Annotated in this window: 15 protein-coding genes; 9 read left to right on the top strand and 6 right to left on the bottom strand. The window is 65.3% G+C overall.

Annotated features, from left to right (window positions below; all coding sequences use genetic code 11):
• Nucleotide 1 precedes the first annotated feature (1 nt).
• The 4 genes from X265_RS28315 to X265_RS28300 form a co-directional block, all read right to left on the bottom strand.
• Complete coding sequence (locus X265_RS28315; protein ID WP_128967812.1) at nt 2-634, bottom strand: LysE family translocator; 633 nt, start codon at nt 632-634, stop codon at nt 2-4.
• Between the two features lie 45 nt (nt 635-679).
• On the bottom strand, nt 680-1,942 hold the full coding sequence (gene fabF / locus X265_RS28310; protein WP_128967811.1) for a beta-ketoacyl-ACP synthase II: 1,263 nt from the start codon (nt 1,940-1,942) through the stop codon (nt 680-682).
• A gap of 1 nt (nt 1,943) precedes the next feature.
• On the bottom strand, nt 1,944-2,459 hold the full coding sequence (locus X265_RS28305) for a winged helix-turn-helix transcriptional regulator (RefSeq protein ID WP_128967810.1): 516 nt from the start codon (nt 2,457-2,459) through the stop codon (nt 1,944-1,946).
• A gap of 277 nt (nt 2,460-2,736) precedes the next feature.
• Nucleotides 2,737-3,744 carry a polyprenyl synthetase family protein gene (locus X265_RS28300; protein ID WP_092298991.1) on the bottom strand — a complete coding sequence of 336 codons (1,008 nt, stop codon included), beginning with the start codon at nt 3,742-3,744 and terminating at the stop codon, nt 2,737-2,739.
• Between the two features lie 129 nt (nt 3,745-3,873).
• Here X265_RS28300 and X265_RS28295 point away from each other — a divergent pair, with 129 nt between their 5' ends.
• From X265_RS28295 to glyS, 6 genes are all read left to right on the top strand, one after another.
• Complete coding sequence (locus X265_RS28295) at nt 3,874-4,101, top strand: putative signal transducing protein (RefSeq protein ID WP_092298505.1); 228 nt, start codon at nt 3,874-3,876, stop codon at nt 4,099-4,101.
• Nucleotides 4,094-4,861 carry a tRNA1(Val) (adenine(37)-N6)-methyltransferase gene (locus X265_RS28290; protein WP_128967809.1) on the top strand — a complete coding sequence of 256 codons (768 nt, stop codon included), beginning with the start codon at nt 4,094-4,096 and terminating at the stop codon, nt 4,859-4,861. Before X265_RS28295 ends, X265_RS28290 begins: the two co-directional genes overlap by 8 nt.
• 216 nt (nt 4,862-5,077) lie before the next feature.
• Entirely contained in the window at nt 5,078-5,986 is a 909-nt protein-coding gene (locus tag X265_RS28285) for a S49 family peptidase (protein WP_128967808.1), read from the top strand.
• A 116-nt stretch (nt 5,987-6,102) separates the two neighbouring features.
• Nucleotides 6,103-6,294 (top strand): hypothetical protein, encoded by a 192-nt coding sequence (locus X265_RS28280; RefSeq protein ID WP_128967807.1) that lies wholly within the window; start codon nt 6,103-6,105, stop codon nt 6,292-6,294.
• A gap of 212 nt (nt 6,295-6,506) precedes the next feature.
• A complete protein-coding gene (locus tag X265_RS28275; protein ID WP_128967806.1) occupies nt 6,507-7,442 on the top strand; it encodes a glycine--tRNA ligase subunit alpha in 936 nt (311 codons plus the stop codon).
• Nucleotides 7,442-9,541 carry a glycine--tRNA ligase subunit beta gene (gene glyS, locus X265_RS28270; protein ID WP_128967805.1) on the top strand — a complete coding sequence of 700 codons (2,100 nt, stop codon included), beginning with the start codon at nt 7,442-7,444 and terminating at the stop codon, nt 9,539-9,541. The genes X265_RS28275 and glyS overlap by 1 nt, the downstream gene beginning before the upstream one ends.
• A gap of 171 nt (nt 9,542-9,712) precedes the next feature.
• On the opposite strand, the gene X265_RS28265 is transcribed toward glyS, so the two are convergent.
• A complete protein-coding gene (locus X265_RS28265) occupies nt 9,713-10,066 on the bottom strand; it encodes a DUF1236 domain-containing protein (protein ID WP_128967804.1) in 354 nt (117 codons plus the stop codon).
• Between the two features lie 236 nt (nt 10,067-10,302).
• Between X265_RS28265 and X265_RS28260 the strand changes: the two genes are divergently transcribed.
• The 3 genes from X265_RS28260 (at nt 10,303) to X265_RS28245 (ending at nt 15,396) form a co-directional block, all read left to right on the top strand.
• The gene (locus X265_RS28260) at nt 10,303-10,458 is read left to right on the top strand and encodes a DUF3096 domain-containing protein (protein ID WP_014497329.1); all 156 of its coding nucleotides are present in this window, start codon (nt 10,303-10,305) and stop codon (nt 10,456-10,458) included.
• 94 nt (nt 10,459-10,552) lie between these two features.
• Entirely contained in the window at nt 10,553-13,486 is a 2,934-nt protein-coding gene (gene ppdK / locus X265_RS28255; RefSeq protein ID WP_164938833.1) for a pyruvate, phosphate dikinase, read from the top strand.
• Nucleotides 13,487-13,938: 452 nt separating this feature from the next.
• On the top strand, nt 13,939-15,396 hold the full coding sequence (locus tag X265_RS28245; RefSeq protein ID WP_164938832.1) for a cell wall hydrolase: 1,458 nt from the start codon (nt 13,939-13,941) through the stop codon (nt 15,394-15,396).
• A 4-nt stretch (nt 15,397-15,400) separates the two neighbouring features.
• Here X265_RS28245 and nadC read toward each other — a convergent pair whose 3' ends face one another.
• Entirely contained in the window at nt 15,401-16,279 is an 879-nt protein-coding gene (gene nadC, locus X265_RS28240) for a carboxylating nicotinate-nucleotide diphosphorylase (protein ID WP_128967800.1), read from the bottom strand.

Below are 16,279 nucleotides of genomic sequence, written 5' to 3'. Positions count from 1 at the left end.
GCTATCCATTTACCGGCCGCCGCGCCAGTGCGAGCGACAGGCCAAGACCGGCGATGAACACGCCGGAGCCCTGGGTGAGGCGCCGCATCAGGTGCGGCCGTCCGGTCAAATGCCTGCGCGTTGCGGACGCCATCAGCACGACGACGACATCGGCAAGCGTGTTCATCGTCACCGAGATCGTGCCGAGCACGATGAATTGCAGCGCGGGATGAGACGCCGAGGGATCAAGGAATTGCGGGATGAAGGCGAGGAAGAACGCCGCGGTCTTCGGATTCAGTGCCTCGACCAGCACGCCGTCACGGAACGCCCGCTTGTCGCCGACGCCCTCGCTCTCCAGCGTCAGCGCGCGGCCGGCGCCGCGAAAGGTCTTGACGCCGAGCCAGAGCAGATACAGCGCACCAATGAATTTCACGGCAGCAAACAGCTCGGCGCTGGCGAGGATGATCGCGGAGATGCCGAGGCTGCCTGCCACGACATGAACCAGGCCGCCGAGCGCCGTACCTGCGGTCGACGCAAAACCACTGGCGCGGCCCGCCGAAAGCGTTCGTGCCGCGACATAGAAAATGCCGGGGCCGGGAACGGCGGCGATGACAACGGCGGCAGCCAGGAACAGCCAGAGATTGGTTTCAAGCATGCTGTTTTCGTAGCGCAGCGCGCCACGATTGCAAAGCCATCTCGTTCAGCCCATGCGGCGGAAGATCACGCTGGCGTTGACCCCGCCGAAACCGAAGCCGTTGGAGATGGCGTAGCGCATCGGCATCGACCGCGCACCGCCTGCGACGATGTCGATGCCGTCGGCGTTCGCGTCGGGGTTCTCGAGATTGAGCGTCGGCGGCGCGATCTGGTCGCGTAGGGCGAGCACGGTGAAGATCGCCTCCAGCCCGCCAGCGGCACCGAGCAGATGGCCGGTGGCCGACTTGGTTGCGCTGACAGCAATGCCGCGGTTGCGGCCGAACAGCGCACGAATCGCGCCGAGTTCGCTCTCGTCGCCGGCCGGGGTCGAGGTCGCATGCGCATTCAGATGCTGTATTTCGGCGGGGGCAAGTCTCGCCTGGCGGAGCGCGATCTCCATGGCGCGGCGTGCGCCCTCGCCATCCGGCGGACCCGATGTCATGTGATAGGCGTCCGCCGTGGTGCCGTAGCCGACAACCTCGGCGATCGGCGTGGCGCCGCGCGCCAGCGCGTGCTCCAGCTCTTCGACGACCAGAATGCCGGCGCCTTCACCCATGACAAAACCGTCGCGGTCGCGATCGAACGGGCGTGAAGCACGGGCAGGCGCGTCGTTGAAAGAGCTCGACAGCGCACGCGCCGCCGCGAAGCCGCCGAGGCTGACGATGTCGATGCAGGCCTCGGCGCCGCCACAGATGGCGACATCGGCCTCGCCCGCGCGGATCATGCGCGCGGCATCGCCGATGGCCTGCACGCCGGCGGCACACGCAGTGACTGGCGTGCCCAGCGCGCCCTTGTAGCCGTATTTGATCGAGACGTGGCCGGCGGTGAGGTTGGCGAGGAACGAGGGGATGGTGAACGGCGACAGCCGGCGCGCGCCGCGCTGCTCCGTGATGCGCACCGCCTCCGCCATTGCGGGGAAGCCGCCGACGCCGGAGGCGATGATCGTCGCCGTCCGTTCCTGCGCGTGAGCCTCCTGCGGCGTCCATTTGGCCTGCGCGACAGCCTCCGCGGTGGCGAGCAGGGCGAACAGAATGAAGCGGTCCATCTTGCGCTGGTCTTTTGGCGCGGCGGCTTGCGCGGGATCGAAGCCCCCCTCGGCGTCGTCCGCCTTGTCGGGCACCAGGCCGGCAATGCGCGCCGGCAGGACCTGCGCCCATTCCGGCAGCGGTCGCAGCCCGCTTTGACCGGCGAGCAGCCGCCGCCAGGATATCTCGACACCGCAGCCGAGCGGCGACACCGCGCCCATACCCGTCACGACGATACGACGCATCTCAGTCTCCAGTCGGCGCGACCGCCGGGTTCATGGCCTTGAGCGAAGCGAGCCGAGCCCGCATCCCGCGGCTCGCGCGCGGCCCGGGAATGGCGATCGTATTGGCGAGCGTGATCGGCTGTCTGTCGGCGGCATCGACTACCACCGGATCCAACGGACGAGCATCGTTCCGGCTCGCCAGCAAGATGGATTCGCCCTTCGGGGCGAGATGCTTGTTGCCCCAGGCGAGCAGCGCCACGATCACGGGGAAGAAATCCCGCGCCTTGTCCGTCAGCACATATTCGTAGCGCGGCGGCCGCTCCTGATAGCGGCGGCGGACGAACATGCCGGTCTTGGTCAGATGTGCGAGGCGCCTCGACAGGATATTCGGCGCGATGCCGAGATTGCGCTCGAATTCGTCGAAGCGGGTCGAACCCTGAAACGCATCCCGCAGGATCAGGATGCTCCACCACTCGCCGACCGTTTCGACGGCGCGCCCGACCGGGCATTCCTGGATGGACGGGGACTTTGGCTGCATGGCAGGGAAGGTAGGGCAGTGACTTGCAAAATGCAAGTTACGACGAGTTGTAAATCGAAGGAGCGCGACGTTGCAGAAAATGTGGTGAGATTGGAGATGAAAGTTGGAGAGCGCTGTTCGCGCCTGTTGCTCCGTCATTGCGAGCGCAGCGAAGCAGTCCAGACTATTTCCGCCGAGGGAATCTGGATTGCTTCGCTGCGCTCGCAATGACGCGGAGGGAGCGGTATGTACAAGTTTGCTGGGTCAATCGCTGTGCGGAAGCGAGGTGGGCTGGCGCCTAGTGCGACCGTGCCAGACAGAACGCCACCACCTGCTCCAGCGCGCTCTTCATCGGCGAGGACGGGAACAGCGCCAGTGCATCGACCGCCATGGCACCGTAGTGCTGGGCGCGGCTCAGCGTGTCTTCCAGCGCGCGGTGCTTGTTCATCAGGCCGATGGCGTGATCGAGATCGGTGTCGCCGATCTCGCCGCGTTCGAGCGCCTTGATCCAGAAGGCACGCTCGGTGTCGTTGCCGCGGCGGAAGGCGAGCACGACGGGGAGGGTGATCTTGCCCTCGCGGAAATCGTCACCGGTGTTCTTGCCGAGCTTGGCGCTCTTGCCGCCATAGTCGAGCACGTCGTCGACGAGCTGGAACGCGATGCCGAGATTCATGCCGACCGAGCGGCAGGCGGTCTGTTCCGCCTTCGGACGGTTGGCGATCACAGGGCCGACCTCGCAGGCGGCGGCGAATAGCTCGGCGGTCTTGCCGCGGATCACGGCGAGATATTCGTCCTCGGTTGTCGCGGTGTTCTTGGCGGCGGCCAGCTGCATCACCTCGCCCTCGGCGATGGTGGCGGCGGCCGCCGAGAGGATGTCGAGCGCGCGCAGCGAGCCGACCTCGACCATCATGCGGAAGGCCTGCCCCAGCAGGAAATCGCCAACCAGCACGCTCGCCTCGTTGCCCCAGAGCATGCGCGCCGACAGCTTGCCGCGGCGCATCTCGCTCTCGTCGACGACGTCGTCGTGAAGCAGCGTGGCGGTATGCATGAACTCGACGGAGGCGGCGAGCTTGATATGGCCGTCGCCGGTGTAGCCGGCGAGGTTGGCCATGGCCAGCGTCAGCATCGGCCGCAGCCGCTTGCCGCCCGAGGAGATCAGGTGGTTGGCGACCTCCGGGATCATGGTCACGTCCGAACCGGTCCGCGACAGGATCGTGGCGTTGACGCGCTCCATGTCAGGGGCGACAAGGCCAACCAGCTCTTCGATCGACGCGCCGGGGGTTTCGAAAGGTACGATGACGGCCACGCCGGTCTCCAATATTTGCCCCGAAGGGGCTATTCTGATGGAAAGACAATAGAAACTGGAGGCGGACGCGGCAAGTGCTGCGGAACCATTGACATTTGCCGCTTAACCCCTTTCAGGCAGGAGGCTCGTTTGCGTGAACTGGTTCGGACCAATGATATCGTGCTGGTGTCGGCGATCGGCGCGCTGCTCGACGGCGCCAACATCCACCATCTGGTGCTGGACCAGAACATGAGCATCATCGAAGGCTCGCTCGGTGTCCTGCCGCGCCGGATCCTGGTCCATGAGGACGACGCCGTCGAGGCGAGGGCGCTCCTGACCGAGGCCGGGCTCAGCCACGAACTGCGCGGCGATGATTGACGTCGTCACCGATATCACCGAGGACGCCTTTCTCGGCGGCCAGTTGCTCCTGAGGCAGAAGCGATCCGGCCACCGCGCTGGCCACGACGCGATCCTGCTTGCCGCTGCGACGGAGGCCCGCGAAGGCGATCGGGTGGTCGATCTGGGTGCCGGCGTCGGCACGGCCGGCCTGGCGCTGGCCCGGCGTGTCGCCGGGATCGACCTCTGCCTCGTCGAGATCGATCCGGAACTGGCGGACCTCGCGCGTGGCAATGCGGCTGCGAATGCGATTGCCGCGGACGTGATTGTGCTCGATGTCACCGCGGATGCGCAGGCTTTTGCCGCACATGGGCTCATGCCCGACAGTGCGGACTGCGTGTTGATGAATCCGCCCTTCAACGATGCCCTCAGGCATCGCGGCTCGCCAGACGAGTCGCGTCATGCCGCGCATGTCGCGACGGAGGAGACGCTGAATGCGTGGGTGCATGCAGCGCGGCGGCTCCTTCGATCGAATGGTGTGCTGACCTTGATCTGGCGCGCGGATGGGGTTGCTGACGTTTTGGCAGCGCTGTCACGCGGCTTCGGCAGCGTCTCGATCCTGCCGGTTCATGGCGAAGCGGGAAGGCCGGCGATCCGTGTGCTGGTGCGCGCCGCCAAGGGTGGCCGGGCGCCGACGCGGTTGCTGCCGGGCCTCATGCTCAATGATGAGTCACGTGCGCCTAAAAATGAGGTGAGGAATATTCTGGAGGGGAGAGCGGTCTTGCCGCTGGCAGAGCCGTGACGGCTTACTGGGGCAGCGATTCCGACTGCTGTTCTTGCGGGGACGTGAAGCGAATCGCCGTGAAAAGCGCGCCGATCAGCATCAACAGCAGATAGACCTTCATGTCGCTTCCTCCGCTGCCTTATTGCAGCTTGCCAACGGGCATTCTGCAAAACACGTTCCAGGCACCTTCAATGACAGTCGCGTGATAAAGAATGGTTAACCAGAGGTAAGGCCATGGCCGAACAATTGAACGATCGCGAAAATTCCGGCCTTGCCGACAAGCTCCTGCAATATCTGCCGGCGCGCTTACGGCCAGGCGCGGCGGTGGTGCCGGTGGTGCGGCTGTCAGGCGTTATCGGTGCGGTGACGCCGCTGCGTCCGGGCATGACGCTCGCAGCCGTCGCGCGGGTGCTGGAGCGGGCGTTCTCCATGCGCAATGCCAAGGCGGTGGCGCTGGTGATCAATTCGCCCGGCGGCTCGCCGGTGCAGTCGCGCCAGATTTTCTTGCGCATCAGGCAGCTTGCGGCGGAGAAGAAGCTGCCCGTGCTGGTGTTCGTCGAGGACGTCGCGGCCTCGGGCGGTTACATGATCGCCTGCGCCGGCGACGAGATCTTCTGCGATCCGTCTTCGATCCTGGGCTCCATCGGCGTGGTCGGCGGCAGCTTCGGCTTTCAGGAGGCGATCAAGCGGCTCGGCATCGAGCGGCGTCTCTACACGGCCGGCGCACACAAGGCGATGCTCGATCCGTTCCTGCCTGAGAACCCCGACGACGTCGCCAAGCTGAAGGCGCTTCAGCGCGAGATCCACCAGATCTTCATCGCGCTGGTGAAGGAGAGCCGCGGCGCCAGGTTGAAGGGGGCCGACGACACGCTGTTCACCGGCGAGTACTGGGCCGGCGAAACCTCGGTCGCGCTGGGGCTCGCCGACGGCATCGGCGATCTCCGCTCAACTCTTCGTGCCCGCTTTGGCGACAAGGTTCTCACCCCTGTGATCGCGCAGCCGACCGGGCTGCTCTCCAGCCTGCTTGGGCGGAAATCGCCCGGCGCGGGCCAGCTTTCGGCCATGGAATCAATGGCTGGGCTGCCGGATGAGGTGATCTCGGCCGTCGAGACGCGGGCGATTTGGGCGAAATTCGGGTTCTAGGCGGGGGCCACCCGCGCCATTTGGTCCCAAGGATGCCGGGAGCCGGGCCAATTGCGGCGCGGCCCGGAGTGCGCGAATATGCGTGTGGGGGTTGAGCATTGAACAAGGATCGACCGATGCCGCCGTTCGTCGCATTCGCGGGCGTCCTGGGTGGGCTTGCCGTGGTCCGCTGGGCCTACAAGACCGCCATCAGGATCAACGAGGAGCTGGAGGAGATGCGCCTGTCGCGCGTCGCTGAAGCCGCCTCTACGGGGACCGTCCAGACGCTGAAGCGGGACCCCGTGACCGGAGCCTATAGGCCGGGGTAGGGTCCGTCCGCTCAAGTGTCATTCCGGGGCTCGCGAAGCGAGAACCCGGAATCCATCGAACCACGGAGCGAAAGGCACAATGGATTCCGGGCTCGCCCTGCGGGCGCCCCGGAATGACGGCCATTTTCGCCCCCCTTTGCCTTGATTCCCACCCCCGCCGTCGATACGGTCCCGCGCGATTCAAAACCCCCCCGCGAGAGCCTGATCTGACGATGGACGCCTCATTGCCCGCCCATATGCGCCCGGAACGCTCGTTCCAGGGCTTTATCCTCGCGCTCCAGCGATTCTGGGCCGAGCAGGGCTGCGTGATCCTGCAGCCCTACGACATGGAGATGGGCGCGGGCACCTTCCATCCGGCGACCACGCTGCGCGCGCTCGGGCCGAAGCCCTGGAACGCCGCCTATGTGCAGCCCTCGCGCCGGCCCAAGGATGGCCGCTACGGCGAGAACCCGAACCGGATGCAGCACTACTACCAGTTCCAGGTGATCATGAAGCCGTCGCCGCCGAAACTTCAGGAGCTGTACCTGAAGTCGCTCGCCGCGATCGGCATCGATTCCGCCGTGCACGACATCCGTTTCGTCGAGGACGACTGGGAGAGCCCGACGCTGGGCGCCTGGGGCCTCGGCTGGGAGTGCTGGTGCGACGGCATGGAAGTCAGCCAGTTTACTTACTTTCAGCAGGTCGCCGGCTTCGAATGCGCGCCTGTTGCGGGCGAGCTCACCTACGGGCTCGAGCGCCTCGCGATGTATGTGCAGGGTGTCGACCGGGTCTATGACCTCAATTTCAACGGCCGCGAGGGCGATGCCAAGGTTACCTATGGCGACGTCTTCCTGCAGGCCGAGCGGGAATATTCGAAGCACAATTTCGAAGTCGCCGACACGGCGATGCTGTTCGAGCAATTCAAGATGGCCGAAGCGGCCTGCAAGAAATACCTCGACGCCGGTTGGAAGGATGGCAAGCGCGAGGCGCATCTGATGGCGCTGCCGGCCTATGACCAGTGCATCAAGGCAAGCCATGTCTTCAACCTGCTCGACGCGCGCGGCGTGATCTCGGTCACCGAGCGGCAGAGCTACATTCTTCGGGTGCGCGAACTGGCCAAAGCCTGCGGCGAAGCCTGGATCCACACTGAAGCGGGCGGAGCGGCCTGATGCCCGATCTTTTGCTTGAACTGTTTTCGGAAGAAATCCCCGCGCGCATGCAAGGAAAGGCGGCCGACGATCTTCGTCGTCTGGTCACCGACAAGCTCGTCGCCGAAGGCCTGGTGTATGAAGGCGCGAAAGCGTTCGCGACGCCGCGCCGCCTCGCGCTCACCGTGCACGGCATCCCGGCGCGCCAGTCCGACCTCAAGACCGAACGTCGCGGCCCGAAAGTCGGCGCGCCCGATGCGGCCGTGCAGGGCTTTCTGAAGGCAACGGGTCTGAAGTCGCTCGATGAAGCCAAGATTCAGCGCGACCCCAAGGGTGATTTCTACATCGGCTTGATCGAGAAGCCCGGCCGCGACGCAATCGACGTGCTCGCGGAAATCCTGCCCGTTATCGTCAGAACCTTCCCCTGGCCGAAATCGATGCGTTGGGGCGCGCGCTCGGGAAAACCCGGGTCGCTGAGCTGGGTGCGTCCGCTGCACGCGATCACCGCGACCTTCGGCCTCGAAACGGAAGAGCCCGATGTCGTAAAGTTTTCCGTCGACGGCATCGAGAGCGGCCAGACCACGTACGGCCATCGCTTCCTCGCGCCGGCCGCGATTCAGGTGCGCCGCTTCGAGGACTATGAGGCAAAACTGCTCGACGCCAAGGTCGTGCTCGACCCCGAGCGCCGCAAAGACGCGATCCTCACCGACGCCAGGCAACTTGCGTTTGCGCAGGGCTTTGACCTCGTCGAGGACCAGAACCTGCTCGACGAGGTCTCGGGCCTCGTCGAATGGCCGGTCGTCCTGATGGGATCGTTCGAGCCTGAGTTCCTGAAGACGCCCGACGAGGTGATCCGCGCCACCATCCGCAACAACCAGAAATGCTTCGTGGTGCGTGACCCCAAGACGGGCAAGCTCGCGAGCAAGTTCATCCTGGTCGCCAACATCGAGGCGACCGACGGCGGCAAGACCATCATCGGCGGCAACGAGCGCGTGATCCGCGCGCGCCTCAGCGATGCGAAGTTCTTCTATGAGACCGACCTGAAGACCAGGCTCGAGGATCGTCTGCCGAAGTTCGAGCAGATCGTGTTCCACGAGAAGCTCGGGACGCAGGCCGCGCGGATCAAGCGCATAGAGCGTTTGGCCGCGGAGATCGCGGCGCTGGTGGGCGCTGATGTCGCGAAGGCAACGCGCGCCGCGCATCTCGCCAAGGCGGATTTGCTGACCGAAGTCGTCGGCGAATTCCCTGAAGTGCAGGGCCTGATGGGCAAGTACTACGCGCTGGCCCAGGGCGAGGACGCCTCTGTGGCCGCCGCCTGCGAAGAACACTATAAGCCGCAAGGCCCGACCGATCGCGTGCCGACCGATCCGGTCAGCGTTGCCGTCGCGCTCGCGGACAAGCTCGATACGCTCGTTGGCTTCTGGGCCATCGACGAGAAGCCGACGGGATCGAAGGACCCATATGCGTTGCGTCGCGCAGCGCTTGGCGTGATTCGCCTGATCGCCGAGAACGCTCTGCGCTTGTCACTGATGAAGGTGGCTGCGTCCGCTCTTGCCGGCTTGTCGGTGAAGCCTGCGGACGCGCAGAAGCTGCCGAGCGATCTGCTCGCCTTCTTCGCGGATCGCCTGAAAGTCCAGCTCCGCGAGCAGGGCGCGCGGCACGATCTGGTCGACGCCGTATTCGCGCTCGGCGGCCAGGACGATCTGCTGATGATCGTCCGCCGCGTCGAGGCGCTGGGCAAATTCCTCGACTCTGACGACGGCAAGAATCTGCTCGCCGGCACCAAGCGCGCCAGCAACATCCTCTCGATCGAGGAGAAGAAGGACAAGCGCACATTCGACGGTGCGCCGGATTCGTCTCTCTACAGCCTCGACGAGGAGAAGGCGCTCGCGAAGGCGATCGGCGAGGTGAAGGCGGAAGCCGGCGCTGCCGTCGCCAGGGAAGACTTTGCCGCCGCGATGAGCGCGATGGCGAAGCTGCGTCCGCCGGTCGATGCGTTCTTCGACAAGGTTCGCGTCAACGACGACGATGCGAAGGTGCGCGAGAACCGGCTGAAGCTGCTCAATGAGATCCGCAGCGCCACGCGCGCGGTGGCGGATTTCTCGAAGATCCAGGATTGAGGGCGGGGTCACGCGGCAAACACAGTGTTATTCCGGGGCTCGCGCCAAGTGGCGCGCCCCGGAATGACAATAAAAATGCCCCGCCCGGCGGGGGGAAGACCGGGCGGGGCCTGATGTCCGATTACACTGCTCGCGCCACGTCTCGATCGGCGCGCCGGACATCGAGTCGAACTAATCCATCACCTCGACGATGCGCCGCGAGCGCGGCTCGACCAGCACGGTCTCGCCGTTCACGACGGTGTAGCGGTAGGTCGTCGCGCCGAAACGTTGCGGCACGTCATAATAGGTGATGCCGGTCTCAGGTAAGGTGGCACCGACCACGACGCGATCTGGAATGCTGAAGGCCGGCACACGTTGCTCGACGACATACTCCCGGAAGGCCGGCCGCTGTTCGACGGTGATTGTGGGGCCGCTATCGACCACGGCCGGCGCGCGTCCCACCGTGATCCCGGTTTGCGCCTGCGCTGCGACGGGCGAGCCGATCGCGGCCGCGAGCGCTGCAAGGGCAAGAATCCTGTTCCGCATGGGCAACTCCTTCGACGTATTTTTGCGGCGTCGTCTGACGGAAGCGCCAATGGCGCGACCGGTTGCCAATGCTGCGCCGCGCGCGATGTTCCGGAAAAAGCCCTGCCGCATACGCGGCAATTTCGGGCAGTTTTCGCGAAACCCGGAACTCAGGGCGCCGCAGCGCGTCTCTACCCGCGGAACCGGGTCCGGTATGATCCGGCCGCGATTCGTCCCAACGCTCGGAAAGAAAATTCATGCACATCACTGTCGCCCACATCTCGCCGCTTCTGTCGTTGCTTGCGGGCGTGCTCATTTTGATCATGCCGCGCCTGCTGAACCTGATCGTGGCGATTTTCCTCATCATCAACGGCGCGATCGGGCTCGGCTTATTGAAGTGGCTCCATCTCTAGGCCTTGATTTTCCGGAACTCTGACTTGCGCGGGCCCGCCCAAAATGGTGTAAGGCCCGCAATTTCCCGTCCCTCTCGCAGGTTGTGTGCAAGCTATGGCCAAAGCCGCCTCGAAGCCTAATAAAACTGCAGCGAAATCAAAGCTCTCCGCCAAGGCGAAAGCCGCGCCGGCGGCCCGCAAGGCGCTCCCCAAGAGCGCCGTGAAGAGCGTCCCGAAGCCGGTCGCCAAGACTGCAGTCAAGACTGCCGTGAAGACCGCTGCGAAGGCTGCTGCCAAGCCGGCGGCAAAAGCCGCAGCCAAGCCGACGGCGCCGAAGGTTGCCGCCAAGAGCGTTGCGGCCAAGGTTCCGGCCGGCAAGTGGGTCTTCACGTTCGGTGACGGCAAGGCCGAGGGCCGTTCGCAGATGCGCGACCTGCTCGGGGGCAAGGGCGCCAACCTCGCCGAGATGGCCAATCTCGGTCTGCCGGTGCCTCCCGGCTTCACCATCCCAACCTCGGTCTGCACTTACTTCTACGAGCACGACAAGACGTATCCGAAGGAGCTGAAGCCGCAGGTTGAAAAGGCGCTGGACTATGTCGGCAAGTTGACCGGCAAGGTGTTCGGCGACACCAAGAACCCGCTGCTGGTCTCGGTGCGCTCGGGCGCGCGCGCCTCGATGCCGGGCATGATGGACACGGTGCTGAATCTCGGTCTCAACGACCTGACCGTGGAAGCGCTGTCGGAGCTGTCGGGCGACCGCCGCTTCGCCTATGACAGCTATCGCCGCTTCATCACCATGTATTCCGACGTGGTGCTCGGTTTCGAGCACCATCATTTCGAGGAAATCCTCGACACCTTCAAGGACAGCCAGGGCTACACGCTCGACACCGACCTCACCGCCGAAGACTGGATCGAGCTGGTCGGCAAGTACAAGGACGCGGTCGCGCGCGAGACCGGCAAGGAGTTTCCGCAGGATCCGCACGACCAGCTCTGGGGTGCGGTCGGCGCGGTGTTTTCGTCCTGGATGAACGCGCGCGCGGTGACCTACCGCAAGCTGCACGACATTCCGGAATCCTGGGGCACCGCGGTCAATGTGCAGGCCATGGTGTTCGGCAACATGGGCGAGACCTCGGCGACCGGCGTTGCCTTCACCCGCAATCCCTCGACCGGCGAGAGCAAGCTCTACGGCGAGTTCCTGATCAACGCGCAGGGCGAGGACGTGGTGGCGGGCATCCGTACGCCGCAGGACATCACCGAGGATGCGCGGAAGGAATCTGGCTCCGACAAGGCGTCGATGGAATCGGCGATGCCGGAAGCCTTCAAGGAGCTGACGCGAATCTACACGCAGCTCGAAAAGCATTACCGCGACATGCAGGACATGGAGTTCACCGTCGAGCGCGGCAAGCTCTGGATGCTGCAGACCCGTGGCGGCAAGCGCACCGCCAAGGCGGCGCTGCGCATCGCTGTCGAGCTCGCCAATGAAGGCCTGATCTCGAAGAAGGAAGCGGTTACTCGCATCGATCCGGCTTCGCTCGACCAGCTGCTGCATCCGACCATCGATCCCAACGCCAAGCGCGACGTGATCGCGACCGGCCTGCCGGCGTCCCCGGGTGCTGCCTCGGGCGAGATCGTGTTCTCGTCGGACGAAGCGGCCAAGCTCCAGGGCGACGGCCGCAAGGTCATCCTGGTCCGCATCGAGACCAGCCCCGAAGACATCCACGGCATGCACGCCGCCGAAGGCATCCTGACGACCCGTGGCGGCATGACGTCGCACGCCGCCGTGGTTGCCCGCGGCATGGGCAAGCCCTGCGTCTCGGGCTGCGGCACCATCCGCGTCGATTACGGCCGCGGTACCATGAGCATCGGCTCGCGCACCTTCAAGGCCGGCGACGTCATCACCATCGACGGCTCGCTCGGCCAGGTGCTGGCCGGCCGCATGCCGATGATCGAGCCGGAACTGTCAGGCGAATTCGGCACGCTGATGAACTGGGCCGACCAGGTCCGCAAGATCGGCGTCCGTGTCAACGGCGACACGCCTGACGACGCCCGCACCGCGATCAAGTTCGGTGCCGAAGGCATCGGCCTCTGCCGCACCGAGCACATGTTCTTCGAGGAGACGCGCATCCGCACGGTGCGCGAGATGATCCTCTCCGAGGACGAGCAGTCGCGCCGGGCCGCGCTTGCCAAGCTGCTGCCGATGCAGCGCGCCGACTTCGTCGAGTTGTTCGAGATCATGAAGGGCCTGCCCGTCACGATCCGTCTGCTCGATCCGCCGCTGCACGAGTTCCTGCCGCACACCCATGCCGAGGTCGAGGAAGTGGCGCGCGCCATGAACACCGATCCGCGGCGCCTGGCCGACCGTGCGCGCGAGCTGTCGGAGTTCAACCCGATGCTCGGCTTCCGCGGCTGCCGCATCGCGATCGCCTATCCCGAAATCGCCGAGATGCAGGCGCGGGCGATCTTCGAAGCTGCGGTCGAGGCCGAGAGGCGCACCGGCAAGGCCGTCGGCCTCGAGGTGATGGTGCCGCTGATCGCGACCAAGGCCGAGCTCGATCTGGTCAAGGCCCGGATCGACACCACCGCAAAGGCCGTGATGCGCGAGACGAATACCAAGCTCGCCTATCAGGTCGGCACCATGATCGAGCTGCCGCGCGCCTGCCTGCTCGCCGGCGAGATCGCCGAGAGCGCCGAGTTCTTCTCGTTCGGCACCAACGACCTGACGCAGACGACCTACGGCATCAGCCGCGACGACGCCGCAAGCTTCCTCGGTCCCTACGTGGCGAAGGGCATCCTTGCGGTCGATCCCTTCATCTCGCTCGACCAGGAAGGCGTCGGCGAGCTCGTCAAGATCGGTGTCGCCCGCGGACGCAAGACGCGCGCGTCGCTCAAGGTCGGCATCTGCGGCGAGCACGGCGGCGACCCGGCCTCCGTCGCATTCTGCCACAACGTCGGTCTCAACTACGTGTCGTGCTCGCCCTACCGCGTGCCGATCGCGCGGCTCGCCGCGGCCCAGGCTGCGCTGGGCAAGGAGATTGCGAGCCAGGCTTAAGGCGGGGCGACATACGAGATGCGAGAGAGGCGGGGCTGGGCTCCGCCTCTTTTCATTTTGGGGCGATGTTCGATCGGCTCGTCGTTGCGAGGAGCGCTTGCGACGAAGCAATCCAGACTGTCTACGCGGAAAGGCTCTGGATTGCTTCGCTGCGCTCGCAATGACGACGGAGGAAGCTTACGACGTCCCGTAATGATACGTGCGCGCAAAATCTATCAGCAAGAGTTCCTTCACCATTCGCATTGACCGATTGTTTACCGCTTCAGATCAGCCCGCATTTACCACCGCGCCTCATCGCTCCGTGAAAACACCCGACATCGCTTGAGTGTGCTCCGTGCGCAACGCTGATTAACGCCCCGGCAACCTAAATTGGATACTGACGATAAAGATCGAATTGCACGGATGTACTGAGTTCGATCGGAGACTGGCGTAAGCGTAGCGTGAGCGTATCGATGTCAGTGTTGCGTAACCATCCGAAGGGCGCGCGGTTCGCGTCCTTCGGAATCGGTCTCCTGGTCTTCGCGCTGATGCCGCGAGAGATCGGCTATCAGGACATAGGCTCGCTGCTGGCGCGTCAGCCCGGCGTCGCCGAGCGCTGGCAGAAGCAGGTCTTCTCTGCGGCCTCGTCCATTCAGCTCGCCACCTACAGTTTCTCGCGCCCGATCGGGACGTCCGCGCCGCAGAGCGCAATGGTTCGCCTCGCGAGCCTCGATGGCCGCGACGTCACCGGCTCGATCCCGCGCAACCCGGCGCTCCAGGCGCCGGCGCGCTATCAGGCCTCCGATTTTCCCAAGGTCGATCGCGCGCTGAAGGGCGACCGTCTCGCCATCGTGACGCCCGCGCTGGCACCCGAGACGGCCGCGCCGGCTGCCGCGCCCGCGCAGGAGAATCCTGCGACTTCGAACAGCTCTGTGTTCGGCGCCAAGACCGCTGAGCGGCCTGTCCCACAGCCGCAAGCGATGTCGCCGGAGTCCGCGGCAGCGCTGGATCCCGAGCTCCAGGAGGCCATGCGCGCGCCGCCGCTGACGCAGTACGCCAATCCGAAGGCCGACGACGTCGCGCTGCCGTTCGCAGCGCAGCCGGTCAATGCGCCGAAGCAGGCAACGGTCGCGACCCCGCCGCGCGATCCTTTCAGCGTGAAAACCTCGAGCCTGTTCTTCGGCAGCTCCTCGCTCGGCGGTCCCGTCGAGAGCATCGAAAGCTGGCAGCCCGGCGCGGAGCCGTTGATCGTGATGCCAGATCCCGACATGAAGCTGGCCTCGCTGTCGCCGCCGAACGAGGACGTCGGTAACGCGACCGAAAGCGGCGAGAGCGTCGCGCCGAAGGGCGAGGTCAACGCCGACAACCAGCGCGCCAAATCGCCGGCGGAGCGTCTCGCGCTCGACGACAAGTCACGCGCGAAGTCCGAAAAGTGCCTCGCCGAAGCCGTCTATTTCGAATCCCGTGGCGAGGCCGTCCGCGGCCAGATCGCTGTCGCGCAAGTGGTGATGAACCGCGTCTTCTCCGGCAAATATCCTGATACGGTCTGCGGCGTGGTCTATCAGAACAAATACCGTCACTTCGCCTGCCAGTTCACCTTCGCCTGCGACAACAATCCCGACGTGATCCGCGAGCCCGAGATGTGGGAGCGCGCCAAGAAGATCTCGAAGGCGATGCTCGACGGCCAGATCTGGTTGCCCGAGGTCGGCAAGTCCACGCACTATCATGCCTATTGGGTGCGCCCCTCCTGGGTGTCCGAGATGAAGAAGATGTACAAGTTCGGCGTGCACACCTTCTACCGGCCGCGCAACTGGGGCGATGGAGCTGAGGAGCCCAGCTGGGGCACGCCCGCGCAGACCGCCGCGCTCTCGGCCGAGCTGGTCCAGGAGGCGAAGAGCTCCGCCGAGATGGGCGTGACCGAGCGGCGGTAGCCGCTTAGACATCGATATCCAGCGCACAGTCGAAATTCGGCGCCGAGTGTGTCAGCGCGCCTGAGGAGGCGTAGTCGACGCCGGTGGCCGCGATGGCGGGGATCGAGTCCAGCGTCACTCCGCCGGAGGCTTCCAGCTTCAGGCGGCCTTCCGTCATCCTGACGGCCTCGCGCAAGGCCGCGATATCCATATTGTCGAGCAGCACGGCGTCGGCAAGTCCTGTGTCGAGCACCTCGCGCAGCTGCGTCAGCGTATCCACCTCGATCTCGATCTTGACGAGATGGCCGGCATGGGCGCGGGCGCGCTCCAGCACGGCACGTATCCCGCCGGCGACCGCGATATGATTGTCCTTGATCAGGATCGCATCATCCAGGCCGAAACGGTGGTTGAAGCCGCCGCCGCAACGCACCGCGTACTTCTCCAGCGCCCGCAATCCCGGCGTGGTCTTGCGCGTGCAGCAGATGCGCATTTTGGTGCCTTCGGTGCGCGCGACATGGTCGGCCGTCAGCGTGGCGACCCCGGACAACCTTCCGACGAAATTCAACGCGGACCGCTCCGCGGTGAGAATGGCACGCGCAGGGCCCGAGATCGTCAGTACTTGCTGGCCGCGGGTTACGCGCGCGGCGTCGCGGACATGCGCGCGCACCTCGATGTCGGGCGAGAGCTTTTGCAGCGTCGCCAGCGCGAGCGGCAGGCCCGCGATGACGCCGGACTGGCGCGCGACGAGGACGGCTTGCGCGCTGGTTGCTTCCGGAATAGTCGCGCGCGAGGTGATGTCGCCGGCGCGGCCGAGGTCCTCGTCGAGCGCGCGATGCACGGCCTCGTCGATCGCAAGCGGAGAGAGGAAGGCGTCGGGATAGAGCAGGGAGCTGGGGGTGATCAT

The sequence above is a fragment of the Bradyrhizobium guangdongense genome (assembly GCF_004114975.1).
Taxonomy (GTDB): Bacteria; Pseudomonadota; Alphaproteobacteria; order Rhizobiales; family Xanthobacteraceae; genus Bradyrhizobium; species Bradyrhizobium guangdongense.
This window is presented reverse-complemented; position numbering and strand designations above follow the sequence as displayed.